Annotated in this window: 19 protein-coding genes and 1 other annotated feature; of the genes, 12 read left to right on the top strand and 7 right to left on the bottom strand. The window is 62.7% G+C overall.

Annotated features, from left to right (window positions below; translation table 11 throughout):
• The first annotated feature begins 18 nt into the window (after nt 1-18).
• Together ACMGGW_RS06490 and ACMGGW_RS06485 are read left to right on the top strand one after the other, a co-directional pair.
• Nucleotides 19-675: an HAD family hydrolase gene (locus ACMGGW_RS06490; protein WP_025302204.1), complete on the top strand. Its 657-nt coding sequence runs from the start codon at nt 19-21 to the stop codon at nt 673-675.
• An 89-nt stretch (nt 676-764) separates the two neighbouring features.
• Nucleotides 765-1,385 carry a glutathione S-transferase family protein gene (locus ACMGGW_RS06485; protein ID WP_025302203.1) on the top strand — a complete coding sequence of 207 codons (621 nt, stop codon included), beginning with the start codon at nt 765-767 and terminating at the stop codon, nt 1,383-1,385.
• A 13-nt stretch (nt 1,386-1,398) separates the two neighbouring features.
• Here ACMGGW_RS06485 and ACMGGW_RS06480 read toward each other — a convergent pair whose 3' ends face one another.
• Nucleotides 1,399-2,499 (bottom strand): PQQ-dependent sugar dehydrogenase, encoded by a 1,101-nt coding sequence (locus ACMGGW_RS06480; protein WP_049207932.1) that lies wholly within the window; start codon nt 2,497-2,499, stop codon nt 1,399-1,401.
• Between the two features lie 130 nt (nt 2,500-2,629).
• Here ACMGGW_RS06480 and ACMGGW_RS06475 point away from each other — a divergent pair, with 130 nt between their 5' ends.
• Both ACMGGW_RS06475 and ACMGGW_RS06470 read left to right on the top strand, forming a co-directional pair.
• The gene (locus ACMGGW_RS06475; RefSeq protein WP_025302201.1) at nt 2,630-3,049 is read left to right on the top strand and encodes a GNAT family N-acetyltransferase; all 420 of its coding nucleotides are present in this window, start codon (nt 2,630-2,632) and stop codon (nt 3,047-3,049) included.
• An 11-nt stretch (nt 3,050-3,060) separates the two neighbouring features.
• The gene (locus ACMGGW_RS06470) at nt 3,061-4,044 is read left to right on the top strand and encodes a magnesium and cobalt transport protein CorA (protein ID WP_043137840.1); all 984 of its coding nucleotides are present in this window, start codon (nt 3,061-3,063) and stop codon (nt 4,042-4,044) included.
• Between the two features lie 74 nt (nt 4,045-4,118).
• Here the strand turns inward: ACMGGW_RS06470 and ACMGGW_RS06465 are convergent, their stop codons facing one another.
• The 4 genes from ACMGGW_RS06465 to speB form a co-directional block, all read right to left on the bottom strand.
• Nucleotides 4,119-4,931: a nitrilase-related carbon-nitrogen hydrolase gene (locus ACMGGW_RS06465; protein ID WP_049295308.1), complete on the bottom strand. Its 813-nt coding sequence runs from the start codon at nt 4,929-4,931 to the stop codon at nt 4,119-4,121.
• Nucleotides 4,928-6,355, bottom strand: coding sequence for a cytosine permease (locus ACMGGW_RS06460; protein ID WP_197832628.1), 1,428 nt, complete (start codon nt 6,353-6,355; stop codon nt 4,928-4,930). Before ACMGGW_RS06460 ends, ACMGGW_RS06465 begins: the two co-directional genes overlap by 4 nt.
• Nucleotides 6,356-6,371: 16 nt before the next feature.
• Nucleotides 6,372-7,757, bottom strand: a complete 1,386-nt coding sequence (locus tag ACMGGW_RS06455; RefSeq protein ID WP_142590602.1) for a sodium:solute symporter — start codon at nt 7,755-7,757, stop codon at nt 6,372-6,374.
• Nucleotides 7,758-7,834: 77 nt separating this feature from the next.
• Nucleotides 7,835-8,767, bottom strand: a complete 933-nt coding sequence (gene speB, locus ACMGGW_RS06450; protein WP_049207921.1) for an agmatinase — start codon at nt 8,765-8,767, stop codon at nt 7,835-7,837.
• 249 nt (nt 8,768-9,016) lie between these two features.
• On the opposite strand from speB, the gene ACMGGW_RS06445 reads away from it, so the two are divergent.
• The gene (locus ACMGGW_RS06445; RefSeq protein WP_025302195.1) at nt 9,017-9,922 is read left to right on the top strand and encodes a LysR family transcriptional regulator; all 906 of its coding nucleotides are present in this window, start codon (nt 9,017-9,019) and stop codon (nt 9,920-9,922) included.
• Here the strand turns inward: ACMGGW_RS06445 and ACMGGW_RS06440 are convergent.
• The gene (locus tag ACMGGW_RS06440; RefSeq protein WP_197832627.1) at nt 9,913-11,103 is read right to left on the bottom strand and encodes an MFS transporter; all 1,191 of its coding nucleotides are present in this window, start codon (nt 11,101-11,103) and stop codon (nt 9,913-9,915) included. The genes ACMGGW_RS06445 and ACMGGW_RS06440 overlap by 10 nt on opposite strands.
• A 137-nt stretch (nt 11,104-11,240) precedes the next feature.
• Here ACMGGW_RS06440 and ACMGGW_RS06435 point away from each other — a divergent pair, with 137 nt between their 5' ends.
• Nucleotides 11,241-12,125 (top strand): LysR family transcriptional regulator, encoded by an 885-nt coding sequence (locus tag ACMGGW_RS06435; protein ID WP_043137856.1) that lies wholly within the window; start codon nt 11,241-11,243, stop codon nt 12,123-12,125.
• Between the two features lie 15 nt (nt 12,126-12,140).
• On the opposite strand, the gene ACMGGW_RS06430 is transcribed toward ACMGGW_RS06435, so the two are convergent.
• Nucleotides 12,141-12,965 (bottom strand): SDR family oxidoreductase, encoded by an 825-nt coding sequence (locus ACMGGW_RS06430; RefSeq protein WP_043137858.1) that lies wholly within the window; start codon nt 12,963-12,965, stop codon nt 12,141-12,143.
• A gap of 229 nt (nt 12,966-13,194) precedes the next feature.
• Here ACMGGW_RS06430 and hisL point away from each other — a divergent pair, with 229 nt between their 5' ends.
• From hisL to hisH, 6 genes are all read left to right on the top strand, one after another.
• Entirely contained in the window at nt 13,195-13,242 is a 48-nt protein-coding gene (hisL, locus tag ACMGGW_RS06425; RefSeq protein WP_100396937.1) for a his operon leader peptide, read from the top strand.
• Nucleotides 13,218-13,344: a sequence feature (His leader region), on the top strand. (Overlaps the previous gene by 25 nt.)
• 71 nt (nt 13,345-13,415) lie before the next feature.
• The gene (gene hisG, locus ACMGGW_RS06420; RefSeq protein WP_015377256.1) at nt 13,416-14,315 is read left to right on the top strand and encodes an ATP phosphoribosyltransferase; all 900 of its coding nucleotides are present in this window, start codon (nt 13,416-13,418) and stop codon (nt 14,313-14,315) included.
• 4 nt (nt 14,316-14,319) lie between these two features.
• Complete coding sequence (hisD, locus tag ACMGGW_RS06415; protein ID WP_025302191.1) at nt 14,320-15,627, top strand: histidinol dehydrogenase; 1,308 nt, start codon at nt 14,320-14,322, stop codon at nt 15,625-15,627.
• Entirely contained in the window at nt 15,624-16,712 is a 1,089-nt protein-coding gene (gene hisC / locus ACMGGW_RS06410) for a histidinol-phosphate transaminase (protein WP_197826267.1), read from the top strand. The genes hisD and hisC overlap by 4 nt, the downstream gene beginning before the upstream one ends.
• Nucleotides 16,709-17,776, top strand: a complete 1,068-nt coding sequence (gene hisB, locus ACMGGW_RS06405) for a bifunctional histidinol-phosphatase/imidazoleglycerol-phosphate dehydratase HisB (RefSeq protein WP_015377254.1) — start codon at nt 16,709-16,711, stop codon at nt 17,774-17,776. Before hisC ends, hisB begins: the two co-directional genes overlap by 4 nt.
• Nucleotides 17,776-18,366, top strand: coding sequence for an imidazole glycerol phosphate synthase subunit HisH (gene hisH, locus ACMGGW_RS06400; protein WP_021504315.1), 591 nt, complete (start codon nt 17,776-17,778; stop codon nt 18,364-18,366). Before hisB ends, hisH begins: the two co-directional genes overlap by 1 nt.

Below are 18,366 nucleotides of genomic sequence, written 5' to 3'. Positions count from 1 at the left end.
CCTGCCGGAGAAATACTGATGGATTTAGCCTTATTCGACCTGGATGAAACCCTGATTGACGATGACAGCGCCAGCCTGTGGATCCGCTGGCTGGTCGGCCAGGGCTTCGCGCCGGCGGAGCTGGAACTGCAGGAGCAGCAGCTGATGCAGCTCTATTATCAGGGCAAGCTGTCGATGGAGGACTACATGCAGGCCACGCTGGCGCCGCTGACCGGCCTGAGCGTGCAAACCGTGGCCGGCTGGGTGCAACGCTACATTCGCCGCGATATCCTGCCGCGCGTCTATCCCGCCGCCCGTGAGCGCCTGCAGTGGCACCGCGAACGCGGCGACTGCATCCTGGTGATCTCCGCCACCGGCGAGCACCTGGTGGCGCCGATCGCCGAACAGCTCGGCGCCGACGATGCGCTGGCGATCGGCGTGGAAATCAGCGACGGTCGCTTCACCGGCCACACCTACGGCACCATGACCTACCAACAGGGCAAGGTGATCCGCCTGCAGCACTGGCTTGCGCAGCATCCGCACCTAAAGTTCGAGCACAGCCACGGCTACAGTGACTCCCTCAACGACAAGGCGATGCTGCAATTCGTCGACAGCGCCACGGTGATCAACCCCGACAGCGAGTTGAGCGCGCTAGCGGCGGAGCACGGCTGGGAAGTGTGCCGCTGGGAGCGTTGATCGGCAGACAAAAAATGCCCTGCGGTGTGACAAAAAGCGCATTGTGGCGTAGGTATTAAGGGTCTTTAATCCGCTAACGGAGTTATCCCATGCTGACCATTTGGGGTCGTGAGAATTCGAACAACGTCAGGAAGGTGCTGTGGTGCGCCGCCGAACTGGGGCTGAGCTATACCCACATCAACGCCGGCGGCGCGTTCGGCAAGGTCAACGAAGAGAGTTACCGCGCGTTGAACCCGAACGGCCTGGTGCCGCTGCTGCAGGACGATGACTTCGTGCTGTGGGAGTCCAACACCATCGTGCGCTACCTGGCGGCGAAATTCGGCGACGCGACGTTCTATCCGCAAGATCTGCAGGCGCGCGCCGCCGCCGAGAAATGGATGGACTGGACCACCTCAACCATCGTTCCGGCCTTCACCATCGTCTTTTGGGGCCTGATCCGCACCGCGCCGGAGCTGCGCGACATGGCGAAAATAGAAGCGGCGATCGCCACGCTGGAAAAACACTTCGATATCATTGAACAGACGTTGGCGCACCAGCCTTACCTCTCCGGCGACGCGTTCGGCTTCGGCGATATCCCGCTCGGCAGCTTCGCCTACGGCTGGTTCGAGATGCCGATCGCCCGCCGCCCACGGCCGAACATGGAGCGCTGGTATCAGCAACTGCGCGCTCGCCCGGCCTATCAGCGCGGCGTGATGAGCGAGCTCACCTGATGCGTGCGGGGCGTTACGACGCCCCGACCTTCAGCAGCTTGCCGTCCCGTTCGTCCGTCAACAGATACAGGTAGCCATCCGGCCCGCTGCGCACCTCACGAATGCGTTCGCCGCGATCGCCCAGCAGCCGCTCTTCCGCCACCACTTTGTCACCCTCCAGCGTCAGGCGAATCAGTTCCTTTTGCGCCAGCGCGCCGATGAACAGCGAGTGACGCCAGGCAGGGAAGCGCTGCCCGTCATAGAACGCCATGCCGCTGAGGCCGGGCGAGACTCGCCAATAGTGCAGCGGTTGTTCGGTGCCGGGCACCCGCTCTCCTTTCGCCTCCGGGATCGGCTGGCCGGAATAGTTGATGCCGTAGGTGGCCAGCGGCCAGCCGTAGTTTTTACCCGGCAGCGGGATGTTGAGCTCATCGCCGCCGCGCGGGCCGTGCTCGTGTTCCCAGATCGCGCCGCTCCGCGGGTTCAATGCCAGCCCTTGCGGATTGCGGTGGCCGTAAGACCAGACCTCCGGGCGTTTACCTGCCTGGCCGACCCAGGGATTATCTGGTGGTATCGCGCCCTCGGCGGTCAGCCGCACCAGCTTGCCCTGCAGTTTGTCGGTTTCCTGCGCCGTCGGCCGCTGGTTGTTTTCACCCAGCGCGATAAACAGGTAGCCTTGCCTGTCGAACGCCAGCTTGCCGCCGAAGTGATTGCCGACCGACAGCTTGGGCTGCTGACGGAAGATCACCTTAAAGTTCTCCAGCCGCGCGCCATCGTCGCTCAGGCGGCCATAGCCGACCGCCGTGCCGGCTTTGCCGCCCTCGCCCGGTTCGGCGAAGCTGAGGTATACCCGGCGGCTGGCGGCGAAGTCGGGGGCCGGCAACACCTCCAGCAGGCCGCCCTGCCCCTCGGCGTAGACCTGCGGCACGCCGGCGATCGGTGCCGACAGGCCTTTGCCCGGCTGCCACAGCCGCAGCCGGCCGGGCCGTTCGGTGATAAGCAGGCCTTGATCCGCCGGCAAGAAGGCCAGCGACCAGGGGTGTTCCAGGCCATCCTGCAGTTGGCTGACCGTCGGCGCGGCGTGCAGCAGGCCGCTGCACAGCAGCAAACCGGCCAGCAGAGTCAATCGGGGCATGGTGTCCTCCTGGGGTGAAATGACCCGTTTAGTGTAGCCCACTCAGCGGATGTGGTCGTTTGCATTACATTTCAATAGGTTGCCTTTTGGCCGTAGTGTGCTTAAGTTAACGCATCACCCAGGAGGAAAAATGGACATTACCGTTACCGACGCGATTGACGAACAAACCCTCGATGCGATCAGGCAAGGGCTGCGCGCTTACAACCTGCCGCATATCGACGCCAGCCACCGCAAGCCGCTCAGCGTCTATGCGCGCGACGAAGCCGGTACGGTGATCGGCGGCCTGACCGCCGAAACCTGGGGCAACTGGCTGAGCGTCGAGTGGCTGTGGGTGGCGGATACCCAGCGCGGCAGCGGCCTCGGCGGCCGGTTGATGCGCGCCGCCGAACGCGAGGCGCAGGCGCGCGGCTGCCGCTACGCTCGCCTGGATACCTTCAGCTTCCAGGCGCGGCCGTTCTACGAAAAACTCGGCTATCAGTTGCAAATGACGCTGAAAGATTATCCGGTGGAACATGAGTGTTATTTTCTCACCAAAACCCTGACTGATTAATGGATGGACGGATGGACAGCAAAAGCATGGTGGTGAACTGTGTGGCGTACAAAGCCGGCCAACGGCTGGGCGAAGTGACCATCGACGATATCAGCGAGGTGGTCAAACAGCCGGACACCTTCGTCTGGCTGGGGCTGCGGCAGCCGGAGCCGGCGTTTATGCGCAAGGTGCAGGAGGAGTTTGGCCTGCACGATCTGGCGATCGAAGACGCGCTGTGCGCGCATCAGCGGCCGAAGCTGGAAACCTACGGCGACTCGCTGTTCATCGTGGTGAAAACCGCGCAGTGGGGCGAACACGACGAAATCGAATACGGCGAAACCCACTTCTTCGTCGGCAAAAACTTTCTGGTGACGGTGCGCCACGGCGCCTCGCCCAGCTACGCGCCGATCCGCGCCAAGGCGGAAGAGAACCACAAGCAGATGTGCCACGGGCCGGGCTTTGCCCTCTATTCGGTGTTGGACTTCGTGGTGGATAACTACCGCAGCGTGGTGACGCGCTTCGAGAGCACCATCGAGAACATCGAAGCCAACATGTTCCAGTCGGAGTTCGATCAGGCGGCGATCGAGAACGTCTATACCCTGCGCCGCCACCTGTTGGCGCTGCGCAACGCCGCGCTGCCGATGGATGAAATCTGCAATCAGCTGATCCGCCTGCACGAAGAGGTGATCCCGAAGGAGCTGCGCGCCTACGTGCGCGACGTGCAGGATCACGCGCATCAGGTGGTCAGCAACATCGACGACATGCGCGAAATGCTGACCAACGCCATGCACGTCAACCTGGCGCTGGTGACGGTCAAACAGAACGAAGTGGTGAAACGGCTGGCGGGCTGGGGGGCGATTTTGGCCATCCCGACGGTGGTCTTCAGCCTGTATGGCATGAACTTCGCCGACATGCCGGAACTGAAATTCCCGTGGGCCTATCACGCCACGCTGGGAGTGACCGCCGTCGGCTGCATTTTCCTGTATCAGAAGCTGAAGAAATCGGGCTGGCTGTAGCGCCCAAACGGCGGCTTTTCCCGCCGGCAAAGACGCTCTGCGGGGCAGCCGGGTCCACCGACCGCCCCGCCGCTTTAATACAGCATCGGCCGCCGATCGCGATGCACGTGATTGTGGCGGCCAATGTGCTTGTCATCGGCTACGCCGATATCCATCGATGCCAGCACCATGCCTTCACCCTCCAGGCTCTGCGTCAACGGATAACCATCGGCGTCGACGATCACCGATCCGCCGATCCACGCAACGCCGCGCTCCGTTTCGCAGCGATCGCACACCGCGATGAACAGCCGATTGACGGCGGCGTTGGCCTGCGCCTTCACCATCTCCGCCGGCCGTTCACCCTGCGGGCGCGGCGCCAGCGGCCAGTTGACCGGCGCGCACAGCAGTTGAGCGCCGGCCAACGCCGGCAGCCGCACCCACTCAGGGAATTCGAGATCGTAACAGATCATCACCGCCAATCGGCCAAAGCGGGTCTCGACGACCGGCGGTGGCCGATCGCCGGCGGTAAAGATCGTGCTCTCTTCATGCCACAGGTGGGCCTTGCGATAAATCGCCCTCACCCCCTGCGCATCGATCAATGCCGCGCTGTTGGCCACCTCACCCTCGGGCAGGCGCTCGCAGAAACCGGCGACGATCGCCACATCCAGCTCACGCGCCAGTCCCCGCCACAGGCTGAGGCTAGGCCCGTCTTCGGCCTCGGCCAACGCCAGCGCCTCCGCCTTATCGCGCAGCACGTAGCCGCTGTTCACCAACTCCGGCAACACGATGACGTTGGCGCCGTGCTGCGCCGCCCGGCGGATAGCCTGGGCGGACAGCGCCCGATTGTGCTCCGCTTCCCCTACCCGCAACGCTAACTGGCAGCATGCGACGCTGATTTTTTCCTTCACTCCGGTTCTCCTTCCAATAACCCCTCGCAGCGCAACGCCACCCGCCGTTCGGCTTCAAGATCGAGCTTACGGCACATTACGACATAAACGCTCCCGGCCACCAGCAGGCCGATCAGAAAAGCGATATCCGCGCCGCCCAGTAAAACAGCAAAGGGACCGGTGTAAAAGCCCAACGTCATGAACGGCACCATCGCCAGCAGACCGACCGCGTAAGCCGTCAGACCGGAGCCGCCCCAGCGGCCGTAGATCCCCGACGGGTTGAAGATTTCACCTATCGCGTAATGCCCGCCGCGCACCACGTAAAAGTCCATCAGGTTCACCGCCGTCCAGGGCACCAGAAAATACAGCATCAGCAGTACGAAGGTATTGAAGCTGGCGAGATAGCTCGCCGGGATGGCCAACGCCACCGCAAACACCGTCATAGCGACGACGCCAATGCCGGCCATGCGTAATTTCAACGTTGGCGTCACTTTACGGAACGCGTCAATCGCACTGAGGCTGGTCAGCATTGCGCCATAACAGTTGACCGCCATGATACCGACCAGCGAAGGCACAGCGATCAACACGGCCAGCGTGCCGAACCCCGGATAGATGCCATTCCCCACCGCCTGTACGCTGCCGATCGCATCGGGAGCCGGTAAGGCTGAGGCCAGAAACGTGCCCAGCGACATCAGCCAAAGCGCCGATCCGGCCGCCCCCAGATAAGTCCAAAAGATCACGTTGGCCGACGGCGTTTCATGCGGCAAATAGCGCGAGTAGTCGGAGACATACACCGCGTAGCTGATTTGATAACCGGCGGCCGCCGACAGCTGAATCAAAAAAGCCGCCCACGAAAAATGCCCGGCGCCGACGACAGCGTCCATCCGCAGCGACAGCACGGCACCGATCGTCAGCACGCCGAACACCGCCATCATCACATAGGTCAGCCAGCGCTGCACCGCATGCAGCATATCGTGGCCGACGATCGCCAACAGCACGGCCACCGCGATCAGCAACGCATACCAAGGCAGACGGTGGCCCGGCAGCACCGTGTTGATCGCATCGGTCGCGAGAATAACGTTGAACACATTGAAGCCGATGTAAACAAACACCACGGCGGCAAAGGGAACGATGGCCCCACGCAGGCCGAATTGGGCCCGCGACTGGATCATCTGCGGCAGCCCCATGCGCGGCCCCTGATTGGCATGACACGCCATGAAGAACGTGCCGACCCCCACGCCGACGGCAATGGCCAGCATCGAATAAAGCGCGCCCAACCCCAACGCCGGGCCGGTGAAACCGACCACCATCGTCGTCAAAACGAAATTACCGGTAAACCAAAATGGCGCCTGATGCCAAACCTTGCCATGCCGCTCGTGACGGGGCACATAGTCTATCGAGCGCACTTCAATTTTTGGGCGTGACGCCACATTGCGATTGTTCATGTCCCACCTCGTCGTTTCAACGCTCGGTTTGCGGCTGCAGCTGCGCTGCCGAGCGGCTCAACAGGCTGCCCAACACGAAGGCGACGCCGCCGCCCAGCAGACCGCCGTAGATCGGGCTGTTGGCATCGATGCCGTGCCAGATCATCAGCCCCACCACACACAGGCTGCCGGTCAGCATGCTGGCAATCGCGCCGGCGCTGGTGGCGCGCGGCCAGAAGATCGCCCCCACCAACGGGATCAACATGCCCCCCACCAACAGGTTGTAAGCCAGCGTCAGCGCCGCCAGCACGTCGCGCACCACAAACGCCAGCCCCAGCATGACCACGCCCATGAAAAGCGTGGTGAAGCGCCCGGCGGCCAGCCCGCCGGAAGGTTTGCGGCGGATGGCCGGCAATACGTCCTCCAGCGCGATGGTGGAAGACGCCAGCAGGCAGGCGCTGGCGGTAGACATCAGCGCCGCCAACGCCGCGGCGGCCACCAGCCCGCTGACGCCGACCGGCAACACCGCCTGCGCGATAGCGGCGAAGGCGCCGTCGGTGTTGCTGAGCGACGGCAGCACGATCTTGCCGGCCATGCCGATCAGCGCGCCGGTCACGCCGTACAGCACGCAATAGACGCCCGCGCCCAGCCCGGCGAAGCGCGCCACGTTGGCGCTGCGGGCGGTGAACACCCGCTGCCAGATGTCCTGGCCGATCAGAATGCCGAAGAAGTAGATCAGGAAGAACACCAGAATGGTGTCCAGCCCGATCGACGACAGCTGGTAGTAACCGGCGGGCAGCAGGCTGGTGAACGCCTCCCAGCCGCCGGCCTTGACGATGCTCATCGGCATCAGCACCAGCATCATGCCGACGGTCATGATGATGAACTGAATGATGTCGGTCAGCGTCAGCGACCACATGCCCCCCAGCGTTGAATACAGCACCACCAGCCCGCCGCCAAGCAGGATAGACGCGCTGAACGACAGGCCGAACATCACCTGCATCACGCTGCCGATGGCGATGATCGAGGTCACCGCCACCATCAGGTCATACGCCAGCATGATCGCGCCGCTGGTGACCCGCGCGGCCGGGTGATAACGCCGCGACAGCACCTGGCTGACGGTATACAGCTTCAGTTTGAGCAGCGGCTTGGCCAGCGCCAGGCTCAACACCACGATGCCCAGCCCGAGCGCGCCGCACAGCCAGACACCGGAGATGCCGTAGGTGTAGCCGAGCTTGACGCTGCCGATGGTCGACGCGCCGCCGAGCACCACCGCCGACAGCGTGCCCAGATACAGCCCCGGCCCCAGGTTGCGCCCGGCCACCAGATACGCCTCTTTGGAATTGGCGCGGTGAATGCCCATCCATCCCACCGCGCCTATCACCAGAAAGTAAATCACCACAACCAGCAGATCGAGATTCATGGGTACCTCCACTCCGTTGTTATTGTTATCAGGGGGCCCGACGCAACCGCTCCGCCGGTAGGATCAGTACGCCGGCCTCAGCGGGCCGGCAGCACGCACAACATTTCAAACAGCAGGTTGGCGGCCAGCAGCGCCGTGTTACCGGAGCGATCGTAAGGCGGCGACACTTCCACCACATCGCCGCCCACCAGGTTCAGCCCGCGGCAACCGCGCACGATCTCCAGCCCCTGCCAAACCGACAGCCCGCCGACCTCCGGCGTGCCGGTGCCCGGCGCGAAGGCCGGATCCAACCCGTCAATATCGAAGCTGAGGTAAACCGGCGCATCGCCTATCTGTTCGCGGATCTCCGCCATCAGCGGCGTCAGCGACCGATGCCAGCAGGCCTCGGCCGGCACCACGCGGAAGCCTTGACGCCGTGACCAATCGAAGTCATCCGCCGCATAGCCGCTACCGCGCAGGCCAATCTGCACCACCTTTTCGGGCGCCAGCAGCCCCTCCTCAAACGCGCGGCGGAAGGTGGTGCCGTGCGCCAGCTGTTCGCCGAACATCTCCTCATTGGTATCGGAATGCGCATCGACGTGGATCAGCCCGACCGGGCCATGTCGGCGGGCGACGGCGCGCAGCACCGGCAGCGTCAGGGTGTGATCGCCGCCGAGCGTCAACGGCATGCAGCCGTGTGCCAGGATCTCGTGATAAGCCGCCTCGATGCGCTGCACGCTGTCCGCCAGGCTGTAAGGGTTGATGGCGACATCCCCCAGATCGGCCACCTGCAGCCGTTCGAACGGGGCGGAACCGGTGCCCATGTTGTAGGGGCGGATCATCACCGATTCCTGGCGGATCTGGCGCGGGCCATAGCGGGTGCCACTGCGGTTGGAGGTGCCGATATCCAGCGGAATGCCGACAAAGGCGGCGTCCAGACCGTGCGCCTGTTCGGCGGCGGGCAGGCGCATCATGGTGGGAATACCGGCAAAGCGCGGCATGTCGTTACCGCTTTGGGGTTGGTTCAGCATGGCGTATCCTTGTCTTGATCTGCGATGAATTGAAACATTTGAGCAACATTCGCAGACTACCCCGTTGGCCGCCTCGGCTACCATTCCCGCTTTTGCATGTAAACATCGGAAAACGCGATGCAACTAACCTATTGAAGTATTGATTTTTATTTCAAATTCATGCCATAAGGAAGACCATATCTTCAGCGCCGCACCTATTTCTTCGATGTTAAAAATGGGTTAACCGGCCGACGTTCTGCGGAGGGGGCGATGCTCACCAACCTAAGCGATATCGATCTGAAACTGCTGCGGGTGTTCGTCGCGGTGGCGGAAGCCCAGGGCGTCAGCGCCGCACAGGAAGCGCTGTTGATGAACCAATCCACCATCAGCACCCACCTGGCCTCGCTGGAAACCCGGCTGGGTTTTCGCCTGTGTCAACGCGGCCGCTCCGGCTTCCGGCTGACGCCCAAGGGCGAACGCATGCTGATCGCCTGCCGCTCGCTGTTCAACGCCGCCCGCGACTTCACCCGGGTCAGCCAGTCGCTGAACGGCCTGCTGACCGGCGATCTGCAGATCGGTCTGGTGGATAATCTGGTTTCGCTGCCGGGCAATCCGTTCAGTCAGGCCATCCAACACTTCCAACGCCGACATCAGGACGTGCAATTGCAGTGCCGCATCTGTTCGCCGAACGAGATTGAACAAGGGTTGCTGCACCGGCAGCTCGATCTGGGCATCGGCTACTTCGGCCAGCAGCTGGAGGCGTTGCGTTATCAGCCGTGGCTGGAGGAGACGCAGGCGATCTACTGCAGTAGGGATCACCCGCTGTTCGCGGTAGAAGAACCGGGGCGCGAGCAGATTGAAAACGCGCGCTGGGTCAAGCGCGGCTACCTGCTGGCACAGCAGCTGTGCCCGATCGCGCCGCCGCATCTGGCCGCGGTGGCCCACCATATGGAAAGCGTCGCCCATCTGGTGCTGAGCGGCACCTGTCTCGGCTATTTGCCCACCCACTACGCGGCGCGTTGGGTGGAACAGGGGCTGCTTCGGCAGTTGGGCGGTACGGCGCTCTCATACCGCGCCACGCTCAGCCTGGTCAGCCGCCCCGTCCAGCCCGACGAGGCGCTGAACGCGCTGCTGGAGGATTTGGCGCGCGCCGCACGCCCATCACCTCATCGCTGAGAGGCCAGCGCCCGATTCATGGCAAACAGCGTGCCGGTTAAAGACAGGACGAGTAATCCGATGATGGCCCAGGCGAAAGAGGGCGCCCCGCCCTTGTCGAGCAACATGCCGCCGACCGCGCCACCGGCTGCCACGGCGGTATTCCAGCCCGTCGTATACATGGACTGCGCCACGTCGGCCGCGCGACCGGAAAGGCGTGACAATGCCGTCTGCGTGAGGGTGGCGAAACCGCCGAAAGCCAAGCCCCAACAAGCCACGGAGAGATAGACCATCGGGATCATCCGTCCCCCACTCCCCAGCAGCACGGCAGCGAGAGCAAAGATGACGATACTCATCACCGTAAGAGATTGGACTCGCCGATCGACCAGCATCCCGGCGACGCCCAATCCGGCAATCGCGCCCAGCCCGAAGATAAACAGAACGATATCGACCCGCTCGGACAACCCCGACGGCCTGAGAAAAGGCTCCAGGTAGATATACAGAATGTTATGGGCAACGATAAAGGTGAACACCACGAACAGCACGGCGCGGATCCCCCGTTGCAAGAATACGCCGCTCAGAGACGGCCGATGCGCCTTAGCCTGGCCGGGGAAATCCGGCACGATGGCGATGATCCACACCACGAGCACCAGCGCCATCAACGTCATCAGACCAAAGGCGCCCTGCCAGCCGATGGCTCGGCCAAGCAACGTGCCGAGCGGTACGCCAAGCACCAACGCCAAAGTGGCGCCGGCGCCGGAGATCGCAATAGCGCGGCCGCCAAGGTGGGCCGGTGACATGCGCACCGCATAACCGGCCAGCAAGGACCAAACGATACCGCCGAAAACGCCGGCGAAGAAACGCGTCGCCAATGAGACGTGATAATCGTTCGACAGCGCCGTGACGAGGTTAACGATGGCAAAACCGCCGATCGCACTCAAGAGCAAGGGGCGGCGCCGCATGCCCTGCGTCAATGCGGTGAGCGGAATAGCGGCGACCAACGCGCCCACCGCATAGGCGGTGATGAACTGCCCCGCCAGGCTTTCAGATACGTTCAAATCGCCCGCGATCGAAGACAGCACGCCCGCCGGCATGATCTCGGTCAGCAGCGTGATGAAAGCGGCCATTGCCAACGCCAGCAGGCCGCCCAGCGGCAACCGATCGATGCCCTCGGCAGGCGCAGATATCGTCGTTTGATTCATTAATCACTCCCCATTCAAAGATGTTTCCGCCCATCGCGGATGACGTTTGCATCATGCTGCCCACTCGCTGATAAAAGAAAAACAGGCTAAAGTGAACAACACTCATGACATAAAGTTCATCAATAGAATGGAAGCCTATGGAAAGTCTGGGTTCTCTCGACGTTTTCGTGCGGGTCAGTGAAAGCCGCAGTTTCACGGCGGCCGGGCAACAGCTGGGGATCTCCGCCTCGGCGGTCAGCAAGACCATCGCCCGGCTGGAGGAACGGCTCAGCGTGCGCCTGTTTCACCGTTCTACCCGCACGGTCAACCTGACACCGGAAGGGGCCTTGTTTCTGGAAAGGTGCCGACGCATTTTGAGTGAGGTGAAAGAGGCGGAAGCCGAACTGTTGCAAACGCGGGGAACACCTCAGGGCAAGCTGCGCATCAGCCTCCCGTCGCTGGGCACGCTTTTCATGCCAAAACTGGGGGACTTCAAGCGCCGCTATCCTGAGATCGAGCTGGATATTGATTATTCGGATCGGCTGGTTGACGTGATTGAGGAAGGTTTCGATGCCGTTATCCGCAGCGGAACCCCGAGCGATTCACGGCTGGTTGCCCGCCGGCTGGGTACCTGCCGCAAGGTTTTCGTTGGCGCACCGGGTTATTTCAGCAAAGTGGGTATGCCGCGCAAGCCCGAGGATCTGACAAGCCATGCCCGTTTGCATTATCGCTTTCCCAGCACCGGCAAACTGGATGTCTGGCCGCTGGGAGACAAGACGGAGATGATCCCCGAACGGCCGGCCAGCATGGTGACAAATACCCTCGATCCGCAGGTATGCTTCGCCGAACAAGGGCTGGGCATCGCTTATTTGCCGGAGATCGCCGTGCGCAGACAGCTGGAACAGGGCAGCCTGGTGACGGTTTTGGATGACTACGACCGCGAGAACATGGTTTTTCATGTCCTCTGGCCGTCGGGCCGCCACCTGTCAGTCAAAATCAGGCTGTTCGTCGACTTTGTGACGAGCCACCTTTTCCCGCTTTAAACAACATATGCCGCCTTAACTGACCGGCATACGCGCCGGATCGGGATACTGGTACTCAAAACCCAGCTCGTTGCAGATGCGGTTGCCGTCCACCAGCCGCTCATCCTGATCCGCTTCGTCGGCGAACTGCGGCGGCGCCAGGTGCAGCTGTTCGGCCAGCGCAGGATAAAATTCGCGTTTGGCCGGATGATGCGGCGCGCACAGGTTGTACACGTGACCGCCCCTCGGCAGCTTCAGCAGCAGTTGGATGGCGGCGATGACGTCGTCCTGGTGCACCAAATTCACCCCCTGCGACCCGCCCTTCACGTCGAGTTTGCCCGCCAGGAAGCGGCCGGGGTGACGATCGGCGCCCACCAGCCCCGCCAGCCGCAGAATGTCCACCGAGGTGTTCGGCAATTCATGCAGCCAGCGCTCCAGCTCGGCCAACACCCGGCCCGACGGCGAGACCGGCCGCAGCGGCGATTCTTCGCGCAGCGTGCCGGCGGTTTCGCCGTACACCGAGGTGGAACTGGTAAAGATCACCCGCGGCACGCCAAAGGCCATCGCGCTGTCCACCAGCATGCGCACCGCATTGAAATAGTTCTCGCTGCCTTCGACGGTACGGCGAGCGGGCAGCGTCACCACCAGCGCATCCACGCGCAGCAGCGATTCCAGATCGTCCGGATCGCACACCAGCTCCGGCGTCAGCTCCAGTTGATAGCATTCAATGCCGCTCATGCGCGCGGCCTCGACGCCGTCCGGCGTGGTTTTGCTGCCGACCACATCATACCCGCGGCCCATCAGCGATAACGCCAACGGCATGCCCAGCCAACCTAAACCAATAATGGCTACCTTTTTCATCCTCTTCCTCTCCTGAAGATCGCAGCGCCCTGCCCCTAAGGCTACGCCACTGTACACGGCGATACAATCTGCCCGGCTTAAGGTTAGGTAAAGCCGTGTGTGGCTAATAACTCAACCTGTTTCAATAAATTAAATTTATGACGTTAAAAAAGGGTTGCGCGGTGGACAGCGGATAGTTTAGCTTAATTGGCATACGGTTTTTACCGGCTTTTGATTAGAGAAAAACACCATGACACGCGTTCAGTTCAACCACCATCATCACCATCACCCTGACTAGTCTTTCAGGCGATGTGTGCTGGAAGACGGTTTGTTAATCTTCCAGTGGCGCGCAGAACGCAAAAGAGAGCCCTCGGAAGATTTCTTCCGAGGGTTTTTTTTTGGCTCCGGACAGACAGAAAAGAAAGTTTTTTACAATAAATTCATAAAATTACAGATTAAACAGAGGTTACCATGCTGGACAAGACACGTTTACGGATCGCAATGCAGAAGTCGGGCCGCCTGAGCGATGAATCCCAGGAACTGCTGGCACGCTGCGGCATCAAGATCAACCTGCAGCAGCAGCGTCTGATCGCCTTCGCCGAAAACATGCCGATCGATATCCTGCGCGTGCGCGACGACGACATCCCGGGCCTGGTGATGGACGGCGTGGTCGATCTCGGCATCATCGGCGAGAACGTGTTGGAAGAAGAGCTGCTCAGCCGCCGCGCCCAGGGTGAAGACCCGCGTTACTTCACCCTGCGCCGCCTCGATTTCGGCGGCTGCCGCCTGTCGTTGGCCACCCCACTCGACGCCGAATACGCCGGCCCGCAAAGCCTGCAGGACGCCCGCATCGCCACCTCTTATCCGCACCTGCTGAAGCAATACCTCGACAAACAAGGCGTGCGCTTCAAATCTTGCCTGCTGAACGGCTCGGTGGAAGTGGCGCCGCGCGCCGGCCTGGCCGACGCCATCTGCGATCTGGTCTCTACCGGCGCCACGCTGGAGGCCAACGGCCTGCGCGAAGTGGAGGTGATCTACCGCTCCAAAGCTTGCTTGATCCAGCGCGACGGCGAAATGCCTGAAGCCAAACAGCAGCTGATTGACCGCCTGATGACCCGCATTCAGGGCGTGATCCAGGCGCGCGAATCCAAATACATCATGCTGCACGCGCCGAGCGAGAAGCTGGACGAGATCGTCGCGCTGCTGCCGGGCGCCGAACGCCCGACCATTCTGCCGCTGGCCGGCGCGCAGAATCGCGTGGCGATGCACATGGTCAGCAGCGAAACCCTGTTCTGGGAAACCATGGAAAAACTGAAAGCGCTCGGCGCCAGCTCGATTCTGGTGCTGCCGATTGAAAAGATGATGGAGTAACGCCATGTCGACCTTCAACACGCCGATCGATTGGGCAACGTGCAGCGCCGAACGCCAGGCCGAGCTGCTGATGCGCCCGGCAATCGCCGCCTCCGACAGCATCACCCGCACGGTGAGTGAGATCCTCGACAACGTGAAGGCCAATGGCGATCGGGCGCTGCGCGACTACAGCGCCCGTTTCGACAAGGCGGAAGTCTCGGCGCTGCGCGTCAGCGCCGAGCAGATCGCCGCCGCCGCCGCGCGGTTGGGTGATGACATCAAACAGGCGATGGCGGTGGCCGTCGCCAACGTGGAAACCTTCCACAACGCGCAGCGACTGCCGCCGGTGGACGTCGAAACGCAGCCGGGCGTGCGCTGCCAGCAGGTGACCCGCCCAATCGACTCGGTGGGCCTGTATATTCCCGGCGGGTCAGCGCCGCTGTTCTCCACCGTACTGATGCTGGCGACGCCGGCGCGCATCGCCGGTTGCCGCCGGGTGGTGCTGTGCTCACCGCCGCCGATCGCCGATGAGATCCTGTATGCGGCGCAGCTGTGCGGCGTGCAGGAAGTGTTTCAGGTCGGGGGCGCGCAGGCGATCGCCGCCCTGGCGTTCGGCACCGAAAGCGTGCCGCGCGTGGCGAAGATCTTCGGGCCGGGCAACGCCTTCGTGACCGAAGCTAAGCGGCAGGTCAGCCAGCGCCTCGACGGCGCGGCCATCGACATGCCGGCCGGCCCTTCTGAAGTGCTGGTGATCGCCGACGCCGGCGCCACCCCGGCGTTCGTCGCTTCCGATCTGCTGTCGCAGGCCGAACACGGCCCGGATTCGCAGGTGATCCTGCTGACGCCGGACGCGGCGATGGCGCAGGCGGTGGCCGAAGCGGTGGAAAGCCAGCTGGCCGAGCTGCCGCGCGCCGACACCGCACGCCAGGCGCTGGCGAGCAGCCGCCTGATCGTAGCGCGCGATCTGACTGAGTGCGTGGCGATCAGCAACCGCTACGGCCCGGAGCACCTGATTATTCAGACCCGTAATGCGCGCGAACTGGTGGACGGCATCACCAGCGCCGGTTCGGTGTTCCTCGGCGACTGGTCGCCGGAGTCCGCCGGCGATTACGCCTCCGGCACCAACCACGTGCTGCCGACCTACGGCTACACCGCCACCTGCTCCAGCCTCGGGCTGGCCGATTTTCAAAAACGCATGACGGTGCAGGAGCTGACGCCGCAGGGCTTCAGCAACCTGGCCGCCACCATCGAGACGCTGGCTGCCGCCGAGCAGCTGATCGCCCACAAGAACGCCGTGACCCTGCGCGTCGCCGCCCTGAAGGAGCAAGCATGAGCATCGAAAAACTGGCGCGCGCCAACGTTCGCGAGCTGACCCCTTATCAATCGGCGCGCCGCCTCGGCGGTAAGGGCGACGTGTGGCTGAACGCCAACGAATACCCGATCGCGCCCGAGTTCCAGCTGACCGCGCAAACCTTCAACCGCTATCCGGAGTGCCAGCCGGCGCAGGTGATCGAACGCTACGCCGCCTACGCCGGGGTGAAGAAAGAGCAGGTGCTGGTCAGCCGCGGCGCCGATGAAGGCATCGAGCTGCTGATCCGCGCCTTCTGCGAGCCGGGCAAAGACGCCATTCTGTTCTGCCCGCCGACCTACGGCATGTACGCCGTCAGCGCCGAAACCTTCGGCGTGGAGCGCCGCACCGTAGCCGCCAAAGAGGACTGGCAGCTGGATCTGCCGGCCATCGCGGACAGCCTGGACAACGTAAAGCTGATCTACGTCTGCAGCCCGAACAACCCAACCGGTAACCTGATTGACCCGGACTCTCTACGCAGCCTGCTGGAGATGGCCAAAGGCAAAGCGATCGTCGCGGTGGACGAAGCCTATATCGAGTTTTGCCCGCAGGCCTCGGTGGCCGGCTGGCTGAGCGACTATCCGCACCTGGCTATCCTGCGCACGCTGTCGAAGGCCTTTGCGCTGGCCGGCCTGCGCTGCGGCTTTACGCTCGCCAACGAAGATCTGATTGCCCTGCTGCTGAAGGTGATCGCACCTTACCCGCTCTCGACGCCGGTGGCGGATATCGCCGCGCAGGCGCTGAGCGAAGAAGGCATCCGCGCCATGCGTCAGCGCGTCACCGACATCGCCGCCACCCGCAGCTGGCTGCAGCAACAGCTGGAGAAATGCGCCTGCGTCGAGCAGGTTTTCGCCAGCGACAGCAATTACCTGCTGGCCCGCTTCACCGCCTCAAGTAATGTGTTTAAAAGCTTGTGGGATCAGGGCATTATCTTACGAGACCAAAACAAACAGCCCGGATTGTCCGGCTGCCTGCGCATCACCATAGGCACCCGCGACGAATGTCAACGCGTGGTGGACGCCTTGTCCGCCCTGCCCGGCGCCAACCAGACTCGCCAGGAGCCAATGTGAGCCAAAAAATCCTCTTTATCGATCGTGACGGCACGCTGATCGCCGAGCCACCGGAAGATTTCCAGGTCGATCGCCTGGACAAGCTGGCGCTCGAGCCGGACGTGATCCCTTCCCTGCTGGCGCTGCAACAGGCGGGGTATCAGCTGGTGATGATCACCAATCAGGATGGGCTCGGCACCGCCAGTTTCCCGCAGGAAACCTTCGATCCGCCGCACAACCTGATGATGCAGATCCTCAGCTCGCAGGGCATTCAGTTCGCCGATGTGTTGATCTGCCCGCACCTGCCGGCGGACAACTGCGACTGCCGCAAGCCGAAGACCGCGCTGGTGAAGGGTTACCTCGAACCCGGCGTGCTCGATACCGCCCACAGCTACGTGATCGGCGATCGGCCGACCGACGTGCAGCTGGCAGAAAACATGGGCATTCAGGGGCTGCGCTACCAGCGCGGCGTGCTGGGCTGGAAAGAGATCGTGCGCCAGCTGACCCTGCGCGACCGTCATGCGCGGGTTAACCGCGTGACCAAAGAGACGCAGATCGATGTCAACGTCTGGCTGGATCGCGAAGGCGGCAGCAAAATCAAAACCGGCGTCGGCTTCTTCGACCACATGCTGGATCAGATCGCCACCCACGGCGGCTTCCGCATGGAGATCGACGTCAAAGGCGACCTGTATATCGACGATCACCACACCGTAGAGGACACCGGCCTGGCGCTGGGTGAAGCGTTGAACAAGGCACTGGGCGACAAGCGCGGTATTGCCCGCTTCGGCTTCGTGTTACCGATGGACGAATGCCTGGCGCGCTGCGCGCTGGATATCTCCGGCCGCCCGCACCTGGAGTACAAGGCCGAGTTCAACTATCAGCGCGTCGGCGATCTCAGCACTGAAATGGTCGAGCACTTCTTCCGCTCGCTCTCCTACACCATGGGCTGCACGCTGCACCTGAAGACCAAAGGCAAAAACGACCACCACCGGGTCGAGAGCCTGTTCAAAGTGTTTGGCCGCACGCTGCGCCAGGCGATCCGCGTCGAAGGCAATACCCTGCCGAGCTCGAAAGGAGTGCTGTGATGAACGTGGTGATTTTGGATACCGGCTGCGCCAACCTGGCCTCCGTCACCTACGCGGTGCGGCGCCTGGGCTATCAGCCGGAAGTGAGCCGCGATCCGGAGATCGTGCTGCGCGCCGACAAGCTGTTCCTGCCGGGCGTCGGCACCGCGCAGGCGGCGATGGATCAGCTGCGCGAACGCGATCTGATCGAACTGATCAGGGCCTGCACTCAGCCGGTGCTGGGCATCTGCCTCGGCATGCAGCTGCTGGCGGCCAGCAGCGAAGAGAACGGCGGCATAACGACGCTCGGCCTCATCGATACGCCAGTAAAGCAGATGACCGACTTCGGCCTGCCGCTGCCGCACATGGGTTGGAACCAGGTGTCCGCGCAAGCGGGCCACCATCTGTTCCGCGGCATCGATGACGGCGCCTACTTCTATTTCGTACACAGCTATGCGATGCCGATATGCCCCAGCACCATCGCTCAGGCGAACTACGGCGAGCCCTTCACCGCCGCCGTGCAAAAAGACAACTTCTTCGGCGTGCAGTTTCATCCAGAACGATCTGGAGCGGCCGGCGCGCAACTGTTGAAAAACTTTCTGGAGATGTAG

Origin of the sequence: Serratia sp. BNK-4, assembly GCF_048685115.1 — a bacterium.
Classification (GTDB): Bacteria; Pseudomonadota; Gammaproteobacteria; order Enterobacterales; family Enterobacteriaceae; genus Serratia; species Serratia bockelmannii.
This window is presented reverse-complemented; position numbering and strand designations above follow the sequence as displayed.

Coding starts and splice junctions, on each gene's coding strand:
- ACMGGW_RS06490 (WP_025302204.1), top strand. CDS start 19: ATGGATTTAGCCTTATTCGACCTGGATGAAACCCTGATTGACGATGAC.
- ACMGGW_RS06485 (WP_025302203.1), top strand. CDS start 765: ATGCTGACCATTTGGGGTCGTGAGAATTCGAACAACGTCAGGAAGGTG.
- ACMGGW_RS06480 (WP_049207932.1), bottom strand. CDS start 2,499: ATGCCCCGATTGACTCTGCTGGCCGGTTTGCTGCTGTGCAGCGGCCTG.
- ACMGGW_RS06475 (WP_025302201.1), top strand. CDS start 2,630: ATGGACATTACCGTTACCGACGCGATTGACGAACAAACCCTCGATGCG.
- ACMGGW_RS06470 (WP_043137840.1), top strand. CDS start 3,061: ATGGACAGCAAAAGCATGGTGGTGAACTGTGTGGCGTACAAAGCCGGC.
- ACMGGW_RS06460 (WP_197832628.1), bottom strand. CDS start 6,355: ATGAACAATCGCAATGTGGCGTCACGCCCAAAAATTGAAGTGCGCTCG.
- ACMGGW_RS06455 (WP_142590602.1), bottom strand. CDS start 7,757: ATGAATCTCGATCTGCTGGTTGTGGTGATTTACTTTCTGGTGATAGGC.
- speB (WP_049207921.1), bottom strand. CDS start 8,767: ATGCTGAACCAACCCCAAAGCGGTAACGACATGCCGCGCTTTGCCGGT.
- ACMGGW_RS06445 (WP_025302195.1), top strand. CDS start 9,017: ATGCTCACCAACCTAAGCGATATCGATCTGAAACTGCTGCGGGTGTTC.
- ACMGGW_RS06440 (WP_197832627.1), bottom strand. CDS start 11,103: ATGAATCAAACGACGATATCTGCGCCTGCCGAGGGCATCGATCGGTTG.
- ACMGGW_RS06435 (WP_043137856.1), top strand. CDS start 11,241: ATGGAAAGTCTGGGTTCTCTCGACGTTTTCGTGCGGGTCAGTGAAAGC.
- ACMGGW_RS06430 (WP_043137858.1), bottom strand. CDS start 12,965: ATGAAAAAGGTAGCCATTATTGGTTTAGGTTGGCTGGGCATGCCGTTG.
- hisG (WP_015377256.1), top strand. CDS start 13,416: ATGCTGGACAAGACACGTTTACGGATCGCAATGCAGAAGTCGGGCCGC.
- hisD (WP_025302191.1), top strand. CDS start 14,320: ATGTCGACCTTCAACACGCCGATCGATTGGGCAACGTGCAGCGCCGAA.
- hisC (WP_197826267.1), top strand. CDS start 15,624: ATGAGCATCGAAAAACTGGCGCGCGCCAACGTTCGCGAGCTGACCCCT.
- hisH (WP_021504315.1), top strand. CDS start 17,776: ATGAACGTGGTGATTTTGGATACCGGCTGCGCCAACCTGGCCTCCGTC.